General features: G+C 61.7%; 14 protein-coding genes. 6 read left to right on the forward strand and 8 right to left on the reverse strand.

Annotated features, from left to right (window positions below; genetic code table 11):
- Positions 1-23: 23 nt before the first annotated feature.
- A complete protein-coding gene (locus AC3RCP_RS08900) occupies positions 24-455 on the reverse strand; it encodes a hypothetical protein (protein ID WP_492569643.1) in 432 nt (143 codons plus the stop codon).
- Between AC3RCP_RS08900 and recQ the strand changes: the two genes are divergently transcribed.
- The 3 genes from recQ (at position 438) to AC3RCP_RS08915 (ending at position 4488) form a co-directional block, all read left to right on the forward strand.
- A complete protein-coding gene (gene recQ / locus AC3RCP_RS08905) occupies positions 438-2564 on the forward strand; it encodes a DNA helicase RecQ (RefSeq protein WP_492569645.1) in 2127 nt (708 codons plus the stop codon). The two genes, AC3RCP_RS08900 and recQ, sit on opposite strands and share 18 nt — an antisense overlap.
- Positions 2565-2688: 124 nt before the next feature.
- Positions 2689-3123, forward strand: coding sequence for a MarR family transcriptional regulator (locus tag AC3RCP_RS08910; RefSeq protein ID WP_007929752.1), 435 nt, complete (start codon positions 2689-2691; stop codon positions 3121-3123).
- Positions 3124-3252: 129 nt separating this feature from the next.
- The gene (locus tag AC3RCP_RS08915) at positions 3253-4488 is read left to right on the forward strand and encodes a type IV pilus assembly protein FimV (RefSeq protein WP_492569647.1); all 1236 of its coding nucleotides are present in this window, start codon (positions 3253-3255) and stop codon (positions 4486-4488) included.
- Here the strand turns inward: AC3RCP_RS08915 and AC3RCP_RS08920 are convergent.
- Positions 4461-6650, reverse strand: coding sequence for a patatin-like phospholipase family protein (locus AC3RCP_RS08920; RefSeq protein ID WP_492569649.1), 2190 nt, complete (start codon positions 6648-6650; stop codon positions 4461-4463). The two genes, AC3RCP_RS08915 and AC3RCP_RS08920, sit on opposite strands and share 28 nt — an antisense overlap.
- Before the next feature lie 71 nt (positions 6651-6721).
- Between AC3RCP_RS08920 and AC3RCP_RS08925 the strand changes: the two genes are divergently transcribed.
- Positions 6722-7009, forward strand: coding sequence for an Rdx family protein (locus AC3RCP_RS08925; protein WP_007929749.1), 288 nt, complete (start codon positions 6722-6724; stop codon positions 7007-7009).
- Here the strand turns inward: AC3RCP_RS08925 and AC3RCP_RS08930 are convergent.
- Together AC3RCP_RS08930 and AC3RCP_RS08935 are read right to left on the reverse strand one after the other, a co-directional pair.
- Positions 7003-7893, reverse strand: a complete 891-nt coding sequence (locus AC3RCP_RS08930) for a DMT family transporter (protein ID WP_007929748.1) — start codon at positions 7891-7893, stop codon at positions 7003-7005. The genes AC3RCP_RS08925 and AC3RCP_RS08930 overlap by 7 nt on opposite strands.
- A gap of 94 nt (positions 7894-7987) precedes the next feature.
- Positions 7988-8746 carry a helix-turn-helix transcriptional regulator gene (locus tag AC3RCP_RS08935; protein WP_053260082.1) on the reverse strand — a complete coding sequence of 253 codons (759 nt, stop codon included), beginning with the start codon at positions 8744-8746 and terminating at the stop codon, positions 7988-7990.
- Between the two features lie 132 nt (positions 8747-8878).
- Here AC3RCP_RS08935 and AC3RCP_RS08940 point away from each other — a divergent pair, with 132 nt between their 5' ends.
- A complete protein-coding gene (locus tag AC3RCP_RS08940) occupies positions 8879-9700 on the forward strand; it encodes a UDP-2,3-diacylglucosamine diphosphatase (protein ID WP_101337141.1) in 822 nt (273 codons plus the stop codon).
- 69 nt (positions 9701-9769) lie between these two features.
- Here AC3RCP_RS08940 and AC3RCP_RS08945 read toward each other — a convergent pair whose 3' ends face one another.
- The 3 genes from AC3RCP_RS08945 to AC3RCP_RS08955 all read right to left on the reverse strand — a co-directional run bounded on the left by AC3RCP_RS08945 (position 9770) and on the right by AC3RCP_RS08955 (position 12613).
- A complete protein-coding gene (locus AC3RCP_RS08945; RefSeq protein WP_007929745.1) occupies positions 9770-10360 on the reverse strand; it encodes an HD domain-containing protein in 591 nt (196 codons plus the stop codon).
- Positions 10361-10459: 99 nt separating this feature from the next.
- Positions 10460-10771 carry an Mpo1-like protein gene (locus AC3RCP_RS08950; RefSeq protein WP_101337143.1) on the reverse strand — a complete coding sequence of 104 codons (312 nt, stop codon included), beginning with the start codon at positions 10769-10771 and terminating at the stop codon, positions 10460-10462.
- Positions 10772-11278: 507 nt separating this feature from the next.
- Positions 11279-12613 (reverse strand): O-antigen ligase family protein, encoded by a 1335-nt coding sequence (locus tag AC3RCP_RS08955; protein WP_101337144.1) that lies wholly within the window; start codon positions 12611-12613, stop codon positions 11279-11281.
- Between the two features lie 294 nt (positions 12614-12907).
- On the opposite strand from AC3RCP_RS08955, the gene AC3RCP_RS08960 reads away from it, so the two are divergent.
- The gene (locus tag AC3RCP_RS08960) at positions 12908-13969 is read left to right on the forward strand and encodes an AraC family transcriptional regulator (RefSeq protein ID WP_101337145.1); all 1062 of its coding nucleotides are present in this window, start codon (positions 12908-12910) and stop codon (positions 13967-13969) included.
- On the opposite strand, the gene AC3RCP_RS08965 is transcribed toward AC3RCP_RS08960, so the two are convergent.
- Positions 13926-15380 (reverse strand): TrkH family potassium uptake protein, encoded by a 1455-nt coding sequence (locus tag AC3RCP_RS08965; protein WP_009042687.1) that lies wholly within the window; start codon positions 15378-15380, stop codon positions 13926-13928. The two genes, AC3RCP_RS08960 and AC3RCP_RS08965, sit on opposite strands and share 44 nt — an antisense overlap.
- Positions 15381-15428 lie beyond the last annotated feature (48 nt).

The following is a 15428-nucleotide window of genomic DNA, read 5'->3' on the forward strand; positions in this document are numbered from 1 at the left end:
TTGGGAATAAACGATGCTGAATTCTAGGCCTTCTTGAGCGCCCAGGCCAGCCGCAGCGCAGATTTGCACGCTTCCAGGGGTTGCAGGAAAAGTCGGCGAGCGAAGGTCGATAGAGCAAACAGGCGAGAAACGGCTGGGGTCGCATCCGACTTTAGGTTCCTAAATGAGCATTCCGAGCCTGTTTTTAACGCAGCATGGCCTGCGTAGCGCCGAAGGCGCCCAGCGCGCAGCCACTTTTCATGCAGAGCCTGAAGGTTACCGGCGGTCCATTGTCGGCACCCTTCGCCGGCAAGTGCTCGGGTATACTTGCGCGTTTTGTGATGCCCGGCAGGCGTCATGACGGTCCAGGAAAAGTCCGCTAACGGATTTGTCAGTGAAAACCGTGGCCTTTTCGGCCAGCCTGCGCACAGGGATTTCAGCGATTTTTGGAGTTTTTCATGCTCGAACAGGCTCAACGCGTCCTCAAGGACATCTTCGGCTACGACAGTTTCCGTGGCCGCCAAGGTGCGATCATTGAGCGTGTGGCCAGTGGCGGCGACGCCCTGGTACTGATGCCTACCGGCGGCGGCAAGTCGTTGTGCTTCCAGGTCCCGGCCCTGCTGCGTGAAGGCCTGGCGGTGGTGGTCTCGCCATTGATCGCGCTGATGGACGATCAGGTCGCGACCCTGGAGGAACTCGGGGTCGCCGCGGCGGCGTTGAACTCCACCCTGAGCGCCGAACAGCAGCGCGACCTGGCCGCGCGCATCCGGCGGGGCAAGGTGAAGATGCTGTACCTGGCGCCGGAGCGCCTGGTGCAGCCGCGGATGCTGGCGTTCCTGCAGAACCTCGACATCGCCCTGTTCGCCATCGACGAGGCGCATTGCGTGTCCCAGTGGGGGCATGATTTCCGTCCGGAGTACCTGCAACTGGGCCAGCTGGCGGAAATGTTCCCCCAGGTGCCGCGCATCGCCCTGACCGCCACCGCCGACAAGCGCACCCGCGAGGAAATCGTCAATCGCCTGCACCTGCAGGATGCCGAGCGTTTCCTCTCCAGTTTCGACCGTCCGAACATCTTCTATCGCATCGTTCCCAAGGAGCAGCCGCGCAAGCAACTGCTGGCGTTCCTCAGCGAACGACGCAGCGACGCCGGCATCGTCTATTGCCTGTCGCGCAAGAAGGTCGACGAGGTTGCCGCCTTCCTCTGCGAGCAGGGCTTTCCGGCGCTGCCGTATCACGCCGGGTTGCCCAGCGAGCTGCGGGCCTATCACCAGAAGCGTTTCCTCAACGAGGAAGGGCTGATCATGGTCGCGACCATCGCTTTCGGCATGGGCATCGACAAACCCAACGTGCGCTTCGTGGCGCACCTGGACCTGCCCAAGTCCCTCGAGGCCTATTACCAGGAAACCGGGCGTGCCGGGCGTGACGGCCTGCCTGCCGATGCCTGGATGGCCTACGGCCTGCAGGACGTGCTGATGCTCAAGCAGATGCTGCAGAATTCCGAGGGCGACGAACGCCACAAACGCCTGGAGCAGCACAAGCTCGATGCCATGCTGGCGCTGTGCGAGGAAACCCGCTGCCGGCGCCAGACCCTGCTGGCCTATTTCGACGAAGACATGCCACAGCCATGCGGCCATTGCGACAACTGCGTCGATGGTGTGCAGACCTGGGATGCCACCGAGCCGGCGCGCCAGGCGCTGTCGGCTATCTATCGCACTGGCCAGCGGTATGGTGTCGGCCACCTGGTGGACGTGCTGCTGGGCAAGGACACGGAAAAGGTCCGCAGCTTCGGCCATCAGCATCTTTCCGTGTTCGGCGTGGGCAAGGCGCGCAGCGAAGGCGAATGGCGCTCGCTGTTCCGCCAACTGGTGGCCCGCGGTCTGGCCGACATCGATCTGGAAGGCTACGGCGGCCTGCGTCTGAGCGACAGCTGCCGGCCGCTGCTCAAGGGCGAGGTGAGCCTGGAGCTGCGCCGCGACATAAAGCCGCAGACCGCCGCCAAGAGCAGCACCAGCCAGGCCAGCCAACTGGTACGTGGCGAAGAGCGCGAACAGTGGGAAGCCTTGCGCGCCTTGCGGCGCAAGCTGGCGGAAGAACATGGCGTGCCGCCCTATGTCATTTTCCCCGATTCCACCCTGCTGGAAATGCTCCGCAGCCAGCCCGGCTCCCTGGCGGAAATGGCCCGGGTCAGCGGCGTCGGCGCGCGCAAGCTGGAGCGCTACGGCGAGGCCTTCCTCGAAGTGTTGGGCGGCCAGGTGGAGGCGCCGAAAGTGGTGGCCGACATCCGCCACGAGCTGATTACCCTGGCCCGCGCCGGCATGACGCCACTGCAGATAGCCGGGCAATTGCAGTGCTCGGAAAAGAACGTTTACACGATGCTCGCCGAAGCTGTGGGCAAGCAGCAGCTATCCCTGGAGCAGGCGCTGGATCTGCCGGAAGACCTGCTCGGCGAGATCCAGGACGCCTTTCTCGATGGCGAAGGCGAGCTGCCCTCGGTGAGCGAAGTGGCCGAGCTGTTTGCCGGTCGCGTGCCGGAAGGTGTGCTGTATTGCGTGCGTGCGGCGCTGGAATCGGAATTCGAGATGTGAGTCCCACGGCGGCAAGATGTAACGATTCAGTTCATGCCAAACCTTGCCACTCGGCAACTGTCATGCTTAGCTGACTAATAATTAGTTTTTCTTAATTTTCAGTCTACTAACTCATGAGTTGTTTATGCCGTTAACCGATCAACACCGTTTTGGCATGCAGTTGGCGCAGATGTCCCGAGGCTGGCGCGCCGAACTGGATCGCCGTCTGGCCGGACTTGGCCTGTCCCAGGCCCGCTGGCTGGTGCTGCTGCACCTCGCCCGTTTCGATGAAGCCCCGACCCAGCGTGAACTTGCCCAGAGTGTCGGCGTCGAAGGACCGACCCTGGCGCGGCTGCTCGACAGCCTGGAAACCCAGGGTTTGGTGCAACGGCAGTCGGTGGTCGAGGATCGCCGGGCGAAGAAGATCGTTCTGTGCGCCCCGGCGCTGCCCTTGATCGAACAGATCGAAACCATCGCCACAGCCCTGCGCAGTGAATTGTTCGTCGGTGTCGATGAAGAGGATATGCGGGTATGCATGCGGGTTCATGCGCACATCCTGGCCAATCTGGAAAAGTCTTGAGGCATAACTAGCGCCGCGGATTTTTGAGCTACCGACACCGGCGGACTATAAGAAATACCAGGTCCACAGCGGCATGCGCAGCCAGCGTATCGCCGCTGTGCTCGCTTTCGGTCCTCAAAAAGGGTGCTCATGTTCCAGAGTCTGCTGGCCGCTCTGCGCGGTTTCGTCGGGTCGTCCTGGGTGGCGAAGAATCGTTCCTTGTTCCTTCTGCCGGTGCTGGCGGCCTTGTATTCGTCCCTGGCCTCGGCGGTGGGCCTGGGTGAAATCACCGTGCATTCGGCGCTGAACCAGCCGCTGGAGGCGGAGATCGCCCTGGTGCAGGCGCAAGGCCTGGAGGAGGGCGAGTTGTCGGTCAGCCTGGCGACGGCCGGCGAGTTCAAACAGGCCGGTATCGAGCGCTTGCCGTTTCTCGAAGATTTGCGTTTTACCCAGGTTTTGCAGGGCGAGCGCAGGGTAATCCGGGTGGTGTCGAGCAAGCCGGTGAACGAACCGTTCCTGGATTTCCTGCTGCAGGTGAACCAGGCCAATGGCCGGCAGTTGCGCGAATACACGCTGCTGATCGATCCCCCGGGCAGCCCCGAGATAGTGCCGGCCCCGGTCAGGGGGGTAGCAAAACCCGAACCGGCGATCGCCACCCAGGCGCCACCCGCGGCGGCCAAGGCGAGCGATCCCGCGGCCGGACAATTGGCGCAAGCCCTGCAGGCCAACCAGCAATTGCAGGACCAGGCCCAAGAGTTGCGCAACACATTGCAGCAGCGGGACGAACAACTGGCGCGCCAGCAGCAACAGCTGGTGGAGTTGCAACGTCAGTTGGCCGAAGCCCGGAGCAAGCCTGCCGATCATCCTGCCCCGGCGCCCGGGGCCGTGACACCCACCGCCGCCAGCCCACCCCAGCCAGCCGAACAGGCCCCGGAGACTGATGAAGGCTCGAATCCCTGGCTGATGCTTGCTGCCTTGCTGTTGACGGCCTGGCTGGTGGTGTTGGTCGTGCGTCGCCGTCGTCAGTCCGCCGCCGTACCGGAGGCACAGATGGCCCCCGAGAGTCGGCCCACACGAACGCTGGCCAGTGCTGTGACGACGGTGGCAGCCCAGGAGTCGTTCAGATCAACGCCCCCTGTTGCTCCGGTACAGCCCGTGGCAGGAGATCGGTTGGCTGATCGCGAGCCGTCGATCGATGTCGACTGGGACCTGATCGCACCTTCCGAGCCCTCCAGCGTTCCGGCGTCTCCTACCGCAGCACCGGCGCCATTCAATGCCGATTCGATCGTCTGGCGCCTGGAGGAGCCAGACGAGCCGGGCGCCGGCAGCAAGGCCGAAGCCGAGTCGGACACTAAGCCTCAGAACGTCTGGCCCAAGTTGAGGTAGACCGCTTTCTGGTTGTCGTCGTTGATGCCGTAACTGAAATTCAGCGGCCCCAGCGGCGTGTCGAAACCAAGGAAGATGCTGGCGGCGTTGATGTAGCCACTGTCGAACTCGTTGTCGTTGTTCCAGGCCCGCCCTCGCTCCAGGGAACCGCCGATATACAGCGGGAAGTCCAGGGGCAGGTAGGAGCGGGGTGTCAGCCGCCGGTAGTAGACGCCCCGCATCAGGCTGATGTTCTGGCCCGAGAGCGCATCCTGGCGGAAGCCCGACAGCTGGCGGGCGCCGCCGAGCACGAAGCTTGAGGTCACCACTTCGGCCTCATCCAGGGTCCGGCCATACCGACCGCCGAGGATAAAGGTGTTCGGGCCGCTGCTCAGGGCCTTGTCCAGCTTGAACTCCCACTGCCGGTAGCGCTTGTCCGAGCCCAGGCTGGGTTCGAACTGGCGCAGCGACAGGCCGATGTCCTCGCCCTCATGGGGGAAGTAGACATTGTCCAGGGAGTCGAACGAGTAGCGCAGTTCGTAGTAGCCCTCGTTGAAGCTTTCGCTGGGCAGGTCCTGGTCGCCGACGCGGACATCGGCCTTGCCCCAGGCCTCGCCGACACCGAAGCGGATCTCGCCGCTGTTACCGATCTGGCGCCCGATATTGAGGCCGAAACCGTAGCGCTCCAGGCGGTATTCGGCGATCGGGTCGTTATCCAGCACGGCTTCGATGTTCTGCGACTCGATGCCGATGTAAGGCGCGATGAAGTAGCGCGAGCCGACATCCAATGGTTGATAGAACTCGCTGTAGAGCTCCTGCTGATCACCGATCTGCACCCGGGTCAGCCATTCGGCGCCGAGGCTGTTGATGCCGTTGACCCGGTAGCTGGCGCCCAGGTTGAAGGCGCTGTCGCCGCGCATGTCGTCGGACAGGTTCAGCCCCAGGCGCAGGTAGTCGGTGCCGCTGCGTTTGCCCCGGGCGTTGATCACCAGGGTGTGGTCATTGCCCTTGTGGACCACGCGGTATTGCACCTGCTCGAAGTAGTCCAGGCCATACAGCGTGCCCATGTCGGTCTGCAGCCGGCCCAGGTCCAGAGGCTCGCCGATGTGCTGGCGGATGTAGTAACGGATCACGTCGTCGCTGACCTTCGAATCGTTTTCCACCCGGATCGCGGTGATGATCGGGGTGCGCTGGCTCGGCGTGCGCGCGGCGCTGAGTTCGGCATCCATCGGTTCGGCCCGGCTCAGCGGCGCCAGGCGGGGGTCGAGGATGCGGGTGGCGCGGTAGCCGGCGTCGATCATTTCCTGGGCGCGGCCGAAGTCGGTGACCCCGAAACTGGCCAGGGGCGGCTGGATCAGCACGTCATTCTTGTGCAGGGTCGCCAGTTGTTCCTCGGAGTTGCGCCGGGTCATCAGGGTGATCGACTGGTTCAGCACATCGACCACGGTCGCCAACTGCTGGCGCGAGCGCAACGGGGTGCCGATGTCGACCACGATGGCGATGTCCACGCCCATGTCGCGGGCCACATCCAGCGGAATGTTGTCGGTCATGCCACCGTCCACCAGTAGCCGGCCATCCATTTCCACCGGAGCGAACACCGCCGGGATCGACATGCTGGCGCGGATCACCCGGGGCAGGTGGCCCTTGCGGAACACTACTTTCTCGCCGCTGGCGATGTCGGTGGCGACCGCGCGGAAGGGGATCGGCAGCTTGTCGAAGTCCCGGGTATCGCTGGCATGGGCCAGCATGCTTTCCAGCAGCAGCGCCAGGTTCTGGCCCTGGATGACCCCCAGCGGCAGGCCGAGGCTACCGTCGTCGCGGAAGCTGAGTTTCTGTTTTACCAGGAAGTCGCGGTCATCCTGCTTGCGACGAAACGGTATGTCTTCCCGGGGTGGCGCGTCGGACAGCGCCTGTTGCCAGTCGATGCTCAGGGCCAGTTTTTCCAGCTCGTCGATCTTGTAGCCCGAGGCGTACAGCCCGCCGATCACCGCGCCCATGCTGGTGCCGGCAATTGCATCGATCTTCACGCCTTGCTCCTCCAGGGCCTTGAGCACGCCGATATGCGCCAGGCCACGGGCGGCGCCGCCGGACAACACCAGGCCGATCTTCGGCCGTGGCGCTTCGGCGGCGTGCAGGAACACGGGGAGCAAACACAGGAGCAGGCAGGACAGCAAACGACGCATCATGGATCTCGGGGCGAGCGATAAAGGCGGCTATTATAACGACGCCCTTGAGCCCAGGAGTCGGCAGCACCATGTCAGAACGTAAACCCGAAGTGGTCATCACCTATTGCACCCAGTGCCAGTGGCTGCTGCGCGCCGCCTGGCTGGCCCAGGAACTGCTGAGCACCTTCAGCGACGACCTGGGCAAGGTGTCCCTGGAGCCGGCCACCGGCGGCACGTTCCGCATTACCTGCGACGGCGTACAGATCTGGGAACGCAAGGCCGATGGCGGTTTTCCCGAAGCCAAGGTACTCAAGCAGCGGGTGCGCGACCAGATCGATCCGCAGCGCGACCTCGGCCACAACGACCGCACTCAGTGAGACGCGACTTCTGCCACTGGCGCTTTTTTGCTTGAGCCGGACAGGCTGCTGGAGACCACGATGGCGAGGATGATCAAGACGCCACCGATCAGCATCCGTAGCGTCGGCGTCTCGTTGAACAGCAGCCAGGCCACGGTAATCCCGTAGACCGGCTCCAGGGCGAACACCACCGCCGCAGTGCGGGCCTTGATCACCGCGAGGCTGGCGACGAACAGGCTGTGGGCCAGGCCGGTGCAGAAGATGCCGAGCAAGCTGATCCACAACCAGTCGAGGGCCCGGACCTCGCTCAGTCCTGGGGCCGCCACCGGCAGCAAGCACAAGGCAACCACCACGTTCTGGCATAGTGCCGCCTGCACCGCCGGGATGCGCGCGGAACTGGCGCGATTGTTCAGTGACAGCAGGGCGAACAGCAGACCCGATCCCACGGCCCAGAGCAGCCCGCTGGTGGCTTCGCTGGCGAGGTCGAAGTCCGGCGTAACCAGCACCAGGCCGACGCTGACCAGGGCCACCAGGACGATCTCGTTGAGGCGGATCCGCTCACGAAAGATCAGCCCCTCGAGGATCACCGTGAAGGCCGGGAAGCTGGCGAAGCCCAGGGTGGCGATGGCCACGCCGGCGACTTTCACCGCGATGAAGAAACTCACCCAGTGCCCGGCCAGCAGCAGGCCGCTGAGCAACAGGCGCCACCAGTCCGTGGCCTGCAGCCGTTGCCAGCGGATGCTGCTGGCGCAGCGGGCGAAGAACGCCAGGGCGAGCACCGCGAACGCCGCGCGACCAAAGACGATGATGGCCGGCGAAGCGGCGGCGAGTTTGCCGAATACACCGGTGAGGCCGAACATCAATGCGCCGATATGCAGGGCGCCAAGGGCAGTACGCGGAGTCATTTCAATCCTTCAAAACGGTTGAGCGGAGCGGTGCCAGTCTAAAAGCCTGGGCAGGACCCGGTCTGTCGCGATCCTCGCGTTTTTTGTCGACAGTCTAGCGCTGGCCCGTCGCGCGCCGCAGCTTGCCGGGGGAGACGCCGAACTCGCGCAGCACCGCGGCGGCGAAGGCGCTCTGGGAGCTGTAGCCGACGCGGCTGGCGATTTCGCCGATGGGCAGTGCCGAATCGCGCAACAGCCCGGCGGCCATGTGCAGGCGCCGGCTGCGGATGTAGTCCATCGGCGTCTGCCCGCATTCGGCGACAAACCGCGCATGCAGGCGAGCGCTGGACAGTCCGGCGATTTGCGCCAGGTCGGCCACTTGCAGCGGATGGGCGGCGTGTTTATCGATATGGGCATTCAAGGCGGCATAGGGCAGGCGTCGGCCGCCGACGCTGGCGGGGCTGGCCTGGTTGAGGCTGGCCAGTAACAGCACGGCGCCTTGCTGGGCAATCAGCGGGTCGTTGACCGGGCTGCCGGCGAGCCAGTTGACCAGCTGGCTCTGCGCCGTATCCAGGGGCAGGCGCCCAGGGTTGTCGAGCAGGCGGCGACTGGCATCGGCGTGATCGCCCAGCGACTGCAGCAGCCAATGTTCGTCGGGCACGTCGAGCACCAGGCAGCGACTGCCGTTGGGGCTGCCGCAGGCATGATGGGCGCCGGAAGGCACCACCACGAAGCTCTGCTGGACCACCTGACTGCCCTGGCCGTCGACCTCGAAGTCGAGCTGGCCCGACAGGCCGAACACCAGTTGCGCGTGTTCGTGGCTGTGGACGATCAGGTCGTGGCTGTATTGGCGTAGCGTGAGGATCGGTCTCATCGCAGTCTCCTTGGCAGAACGGCAGTCTACACCGGCGGCCCGGGCTTCAGCGTTGTCATCGGACTGCCGTATTTCTGTCACAGGCGATTAATCGCTGGGGCGCAAGCTCGCAGAAAATGCAGGAGCGTGCCCATGACCAGTGCCGAACTCGCCAGACCCAGCCGTAAACAACGCGTGCGCACCCTGTGGATTTCCGATGTGCATCTGGGCACCCGGGACTGCCAGGCGGAGCATCTGTCGCAGTTCCTCAAGGGCTATCACGCCGACCGGATCTACCTGGTCGGCGACATCATCGACGGCTGGAAGCTGCGCGGCGGCATGTACTGGCCCCAGGCACACACCAACGTCATCCGCCGCCTGCTGACCATGAGCAAGCGCGGCACCGAGGTGATCTATGTCACCGGCAACCACGACGAATTCCTGCGCCGTTATTCGAAGCTGATCCTGGGCAATATCCAGTTGGTGGACGAGGCGGTGCACGTCACCGCCGACGGCCGGCACCTGCTGGTGATCCATGGCGACCAGTTCGATGTCATCACCCGCTACCATCGCTGGCTGGCCTTTCTCGGCGACTCGGCCTACGAGTTCACCCTGACCCTCAATCGCTGGCTGAATCACTGGCGGGCGCGTTACGGCTACGGTTACTGGTCGTTGTCGGCCTACCTCAAGCACAAGGTCAAGACCGCGGTCAGCTTTATCAGCGACTTCGAGGAAGCCATCGCTCACGAATGCGTGAAGCGCGAGTTGCACGGCGTGGTGTGCGGGCACATTCACCATGCCGAGATCCGCAAGGTCGGCGAGGTGGACTACCTCAACTGCGGGGATTGGGTCGAGTCGTGCACCGCCCTGATCGAGCACTGGGACGGCACCATCGAACTGTATCGCCTGGCCGACGCCCAGGCGCGGGAGGCGCAGCGCAAGGCCGAACAGGCCAAGGTCGCGGAGCTGGCCTGAATAGTATCGCGAGCAAGCTCGCTCCTACTTGTAGGAGCGAGCTTGCTCGCGATGGCCGCTCTGCTGTCCTCAGGCCGGTGCGTGTTCCTTTATGGCCGCCTTGTAGATCGAGTTTTTCGGCTGGGCGAACAGGCGTTCGAGCATGGGTTCGAAAAAGCTCAGGGGCAGGCTGTCGTAGCCTGGATCGAACGCCGCGGCGTCGTACTTGGCACAGAACTCGGCGGTCTGCAGATACAGCGGGTGGTCCTTGAATTGTTCGCGCAGGTGCCGGTCCATGCCCAGGTGATGGAAGAAGTAGTAGCCCTGGAAGATCCCGTGCTTCTCCACCATCCATAGGTTCTCGGGGCTGACGAAGGGCTTGAGGATCGCCGCGGCGATGTCCGGGTGATTGTAGGAACCCAGGGTGTCGCCGATGTCGTGGAGCAGGGCGCAGACTACGTATTCCTCGTCGCGGCCGTCATGCCAGGCCCGGCTGGCGGTTTGCAGCGAGTGGGTCAGGCGGTCCACCGGGAAGCCGCCAAAATCGCCCTCGAGCAACTTCAGGTGCGCCACGATGCGCGCCGGCAACTGCTTGGCATAGGCACTGAAATCCGCGGCGATGATCGCCCAGTCTTCCTGGGTGCCATCCTTCATGTGGGTGAAACGGGCGTGAGCGTTCATCGGCCATCCTCTTGTTGTTTTTTTGCGCAACGATGGGAGTCTATGCCTTGGATCCAATCCTGCACTGGCTGTGCAGGACGGCTTGCTGTCCGGCCAGGCCTAGAACGGCACCTTGCCGGTCAGCATGTCGCGGTACATGACGAAATCGCCCACAAGGCTGTAGAACGGATGCTGGAAGGTGGCCGGGCGGTTCTTCTCGAAGAAGAAATGACCGACCCAGGCGAAGCTGTAGCCGGCCACCGGCAGGGCCAGCAGCAATAGCCAGGCGCCTTTGCCGATGGCGAAGGCGAGGATGAAGATCACCAGGGTCGTGCCCACGAAGTGCAGGCGGCGGCAGGTGCTGTTGCTGTGTTCGCTCAGGTAATACGGATAGAACTCGGCGAAGCTATTGAACTGCTTGATGTTATCCACGACTGCGATCTCTGTGGTTGTTGTTCTGCCAGCGGGACGCTCTGCGGGGAGCTTATTTGAGTCTAGAGTCATCAATGGCTGGGGCCAGTGACAATAGGCGCCACTTTAGTATCCTTGGAATGAAACTCGGGAAATAAGGTTTAGAGGCTATATGGCCATAGTCCTTTTGTCTTTGAGAAATGCTTCCGCACCTAATCTGCCTTTGTCTCAGGTGAAGATATCCAGCAGCGATACATTCTTGTGATTGCTGTTCAGTCCTTATGAGCTGTTACGCAACTTGCAGCGGATGTTCCTCCAACCGACGCCGCAGCCTTGAAGCGCAGGCACGGCAAGCCCGGTTCGAGTAACGTGCCGGGTTTCTTCTGAGTTCTCCAGCAAGGGGAGGGCCGCTCTGGGGGCTGGATGGTGGAGGCTTGCGTTGGGCCAGTGAGCTATTGGGACAGCCGGGGCAGGCGGTTCGTAGTGACCTTGGCTAGCTGTAGCGCACAAGGGGGGCTGCCAGCCACCTTATGTCGGTAGCTTGGCATCAACCGGCTGGGCCGGTTTGTTATCTGGAGTCTCATTGGTATCCAGATAGCTCAATTCGAGCCCTCGCCTGTAGTAACCAATGAGGAAAAGCAGTAATGGTCCAGTGGATGGTGAGGACAAGCCATCCTGGAACACATTGAATACAGTGAAAAATGGAACGATAAGAATAGCTGTCGCGATATATAGATTGCGTTGGTACTTGGTTTTTTGTGGGTTTCTAAAGAATGGGCGGGTAATATTCCAAAGGAAGGCGAAGTAGAAGATCCCCGCGAGAGCCCCCATTTTCCACAGTGCGCCCAGGTACTGATTGTGAGGGGTGTACCCGGAAGTACTGACATCATTTTCAAAGTAACCCAGTCCAGAGTCGAAAATGCCATAGCCGCTGAACCCGGTGCCGAATATTGGGCTTTTTAACAAATCTTCGACAAGGATTACATATAGACCCAGTCTTCCAGAGGATACGGCGTCCCAGTTTCCATCGGAGATGTTCTCGGCCATTATTCGAGCCTTCGCAAACAGTTCGACGAAATATTGTGAGAAGAAGGTTATTACGACTAGTGTCACCAGTATCGCGAAAACCCCGGAAAGGTTCGCCCAAAATAGTCTGTTAGTTGTCATTTTTCCCATGAGCAAATAACAAATACCGCTGATCAGCACGCCAAAGGCGGCTTGTCTTGAGCCACTGCCAAGAACCAGAATCAAGCAACATAGCATGCCGATGCATGCAATGATTTTTACATTTTTTACGGGTTTCATAACGACGCCGAGCGCTAGCAACGTCATAAATGCAAAAGAAAAGAATACGGCAATTCCATTGATGCCATTACTGCCGTGGAATTTCAAACCAAAGAAAGTAGGATCGAATATACCGCCCAGAATCCACTCTCCAGGTATCCTTTCGAATTCTGCAATTGCAGCTACATGATGTTTGACGAATATGGCGTCGACAGTGGCTGCAAAGGCTGTGATAGAAAGAAGCAAGATGATTGTCTTGTTGAACTTTTCTGGCTGAAAGTTTCGTACTCCAAGGCTTTGTCCTAGCAGGTAGATTAAATATGGTTTGAAGAAAAAAGCCATGGAAAGTAATGCGCGACCGATATTGCCAGGCATGTATATCGATTGGACGAAGATTAGTGAGGTGAGTGACAGGAAAATACTAAGAAGAAGCCAGCGGTTTATTTTAGGGTGGATTGTTAATACATAGAACAGCGCAAATAGGCACAGTACATCAGCCGGGGCAATCTCGACACCCAAAGCTGGAACAAAGATTCGCAAAGGAATGCACAGTAGAAGAGCGGAAAAAAACAGGAGCATTTGCTGCGGTCCTTTGCACGGAACGGTATATAAATTGGCATGCACATTACATGATGCTCATGCGGATTGCCATTGGCGATAGGATTCTATTCAGCCTATTGGACAGCACGAGATGGAAGGGCGCAATGCCATTATATTGGCATTGCGGAGTCCCATAGCTTCTATCGATCCCTAACTGGCTAAGATGAACTGCCTGGAACCCTTGTAAATAAAGCGATGTAAATTACGCTCTATGGGTTGGTATCCTTGGGAAATCGGCCGTGGCATGCGGCTCATCATGTAAAAGAACCCACCATGAGCGAACGAACGACTTCTGCAAGCTGGGCGATGGGAATTGTCAAAGCTCTGGAGATGGACGGCCTGGATTGCCGTGCATTGTTCAAGCAGATCGGGCTCGACTATGCCGCGCTGGACGACCCGGACGCACGCTTCCCCCAGGACTCGATGACGCGTCTCTGGCAGCGTGCGGTGGAGCAGTCCGGCAACCCGGCGATCGGCCTGAACATGGGCAAGGTGGTGCGACCGGCCTCCTTCAACGTGGCCGGGTATGCCCTGATGTCCAGTCGTACCCTGGTCGAGGGTTTCCAGCGTTTGGTGCGCTATCAGCGGATCATCGCGGAAAGCGCTGACCTGAGTTTCCGGCTTTTACCTGAAGGTTATGCGCTGATTCTGACGGTGCACGGCGATCATCTGCCGCCGACCCGGCAAAGTGCCGAAGCCTCGCTGGCCTGCGCGCTGGCGCTGTGTGGCTGGCTGACCGGGCGTACGCTGCAGCCGCGCCAGGTCCTGATGCAGGGGGCGGTACCGGTCGATCTGGAGCCCTACAAGCAGGCGTTTCATGCGCCGCTGGTGTTCAACGCGCCTTACGATGCGTTGATTTTCGAGCGGGCCGATATGGAAGCGCCGTTGCCGACCGCCAATGAGGCCATGGCGCGGCTGCATGACCGCTTTGCCGGTGAGTACCTGGCGCGGTTCTCCGAAAGCCGGGTGACACACAAGGCCCGCCAGGCGTTGTGCCGGTTGCTGCCCCAGGGCGAGCCGAAGCGCGAAACCGTGGCCCAGACCCTGCACCTGTCCCAGCGCACCCTGCAACGGCGTCTGCAGGAGGAGGGCACCAGTTTCCAGACTCTGCTCGACGACACCCGTCGTGAGCTGGCCGAGCAGTACCTGGCGCAGCCGAGCATGACCCTGCTGGAGATTGCCTATCTGTTGGGGTTTGCCGATCCGAGCAACTTTTTCCGCGCTTTTCGCCGCTGGTTCGATGCCACGCCCGGCGAATACCGGGCGCGATTGCAGGAATCCGGGGCCGCTGTCAGTGACGCCAGAATGCCGGAATACACAGTACGAATACGGTGATGATCTCCAACCGGCCGAGCAGCATGCCCAGGGACAGAATCCACTTGGCGGCGTCCGGCAGGGTGGCGAAGTTGCCGGCCGGACCGATGGTTTCGCCCAGGCCCGGGCCGACCCCCGACACCGTACTGGCCGCGCCGGTCAGGGCGGTCATCCAGTCCACACCCAGCAGCGACAGCGCCAGGGCGATCACGCAGATGGTGATGGCGAAGAAGAACGAGAAGGTCAGGATCGAACGGACGATTTCCTCGTCGAGACGGTGACCGTTGTACTTCTGCTTGATCACCGCGCGCGGGTGGATCAGCTGGTTCAAGTTGGCCTTGAGCAGGATATAGGCGACCTGGAAGCGGAAGATCTTGATCCCGCCGGCGGTCGAGCCGGAACAGCCGCCGACGAAGCCCAGGTAAAAGAACAGCATCAGCGAGAAGTTGCCCCACAGGCTGTAGTCGCCCAGGGCGAAACCGGTGGTGGTGACCACCGATGTGACGTTCAGCGCAACGTGACGCAGGGCTTCCAGCCAATGCAGCTGGGTGGTCCACCAGTACCAGGTGCCGAGCACCAGCCAGGTCACCAGCAGCATCCCGAGCAGGCCCTGGACCTGCTGGTCCTTGATCAGCGCCCGGCGGTTGCCGCGCAGGGTGGCGACGTACAGGGTGAACGGCAGGCTGCCGAGGATCATCACCACCACCGCCACCCAGTGCACCGCCGGTTGCGGCCAGTGCGCCAGCGAGCTGTCGGAGGTGGAGAAGCCGCCGGTGGAAATCGCCGACATCGCGTGGTTGATCGCGTCGAACAGGCTCATCCCGGCCCACCAGAAGGCCAGGCTGCCGAGAATGGTGATGCCGACATACGCCGCCACGATCAGCCGCGCCACCATGTGCGAGCGCGGCATGACCTTTTCCGAGCGGTCCGAAGATTCGGTCTGGAACAGGCGCATGCCACCGATGCGCAGCAGCGGCAGGATCGCCACCGCCATGCCGATGAAGCCGATGCCGCCGAGCCAGTGCAGCAGGGAGCGCCACATCAGGATGCCCGGCGACATGTTGTCCAGGCCGCTGAGCACGGTGGCGCCGGTGGCGGTGATGCCGGACATGCTTTCAAAGAACGAGTCGGTGTAGCTGATGTGCTGGGTCAGCAAAAACGGCAGGGCGGCGAAGATGCACACCACCAGCCAGCTGGACACCGTCAGAAGGTACATGTCCCGCGGACGCAGGTGCACATGTTCCGGACGCCCCGGTATCACCAGGGCCAGGCCGGCGACGAAAGTGATCATGCTGGCCCAGAGGAACGACGGCAGGTCGCCGGTGCGTTCGAACAGCACCAGGGTCGCCATCGGAATGACCATGGCGATGGCCAGGGTGATCAGGAAAATGCCGATGATGAAACCAATGATCCGTAGGGTCGGCAACGCCATGAGGTCCGCTCGGGGCTGATAAGGAGGGCGCCATTCTACCTGCGGCGC

The sequence above is a fragment of the Pseudomonas sp. GW822-FHT05A08 genome, assembly GCF_058800485.1.

Bases quoted from the DNA above. Each gene is read 5' to 3' on its own strand.
- AC3RCP_RS08955 (WP_101337144.1), bottom strand. From the start codon at position 12,613: ATGCTCCTGTTTTTTTCCGCTCTTCTACTGTGCATTCCTTTGCGAATC.
- AC3RCP_RS08910 (WP_007929752.1), top strand. From the start codon at position 2,689: ATGCCGTTAACCGATCAACACCGTTTTGGCATGCAGTTGGCGCAGATG.
- AC3RCP_RS08930 (WP_007929748.1), bottom strand. From the start codon at position 7,893: ATGACTCCGCGTACTGCCCTTGGCGCCCTGCATATCGGCGCATTGATG.
- AC3RCP_RS08960 (WP_101337145.1), top strand. From the start codon at position 12,908: ATGAGCGAACGAACGACTTCTGCAAGCTGGGCGATGGGAATTGTCAAA.
- AC3RCP_RS08915 (WP_492569647.1), top strand. From the start codon at position 3,253: ATGTTCCAGAGTCTGCTGGCCGCTCTGCGCGGTTTCGTCGGGTCGTCC.
- AC3RCP_RS08940 (WP_101337141.1), top strand. From the start codon at position 8,879: ATGACCAGTGCCGAACTCGCCAGACCCAGCCGTAAACAACGCGTGCGC.
- recQ (WP_492569645.1), top strand. From the start codon at position 438: ATGCTCGAACAGGCTCAACGCGTCCTCAAGGACATCTTCGGCTACGAC.
- AC3RCP_RS08925 (WP_007929749.1), top strand. From the start codon at position 6,722: ATGTCAGAACGTAAACCCGAAGTGGTCATCACCTATTGCACCCAGTGC.
- AC3RCP_RS08965 (WP_009042687.1), bottom strand. From the start codon at position 15,380: ATGGCGTTGCCGACCCTACGGATCATTGGTTTCATCATCGGCATTTTC.
- AC3RCP_RS08945 (WP_007929745.1), bottom strand. From the start codon at position 10,360: ATGAACGCTCACGCCCGTTTCACCCACATGAAGGATGGCACCCAGGAA.
- AC3RCP_RS08920 (WP_492569649.1), bottom strand. From the start codon at position 6,650: ATGCGTCGTTTGCTGTCCTGCCTGCTCCTGTGTTTGCTCCCCGTGTTC.
- AC3RCP_RS08935 (WP_053260082.1), bottom strand. From the start codon at position 8,746: ATGAGACCGATCCTCACGCTACGCCAATACAGCCACGACCTGATCGTC.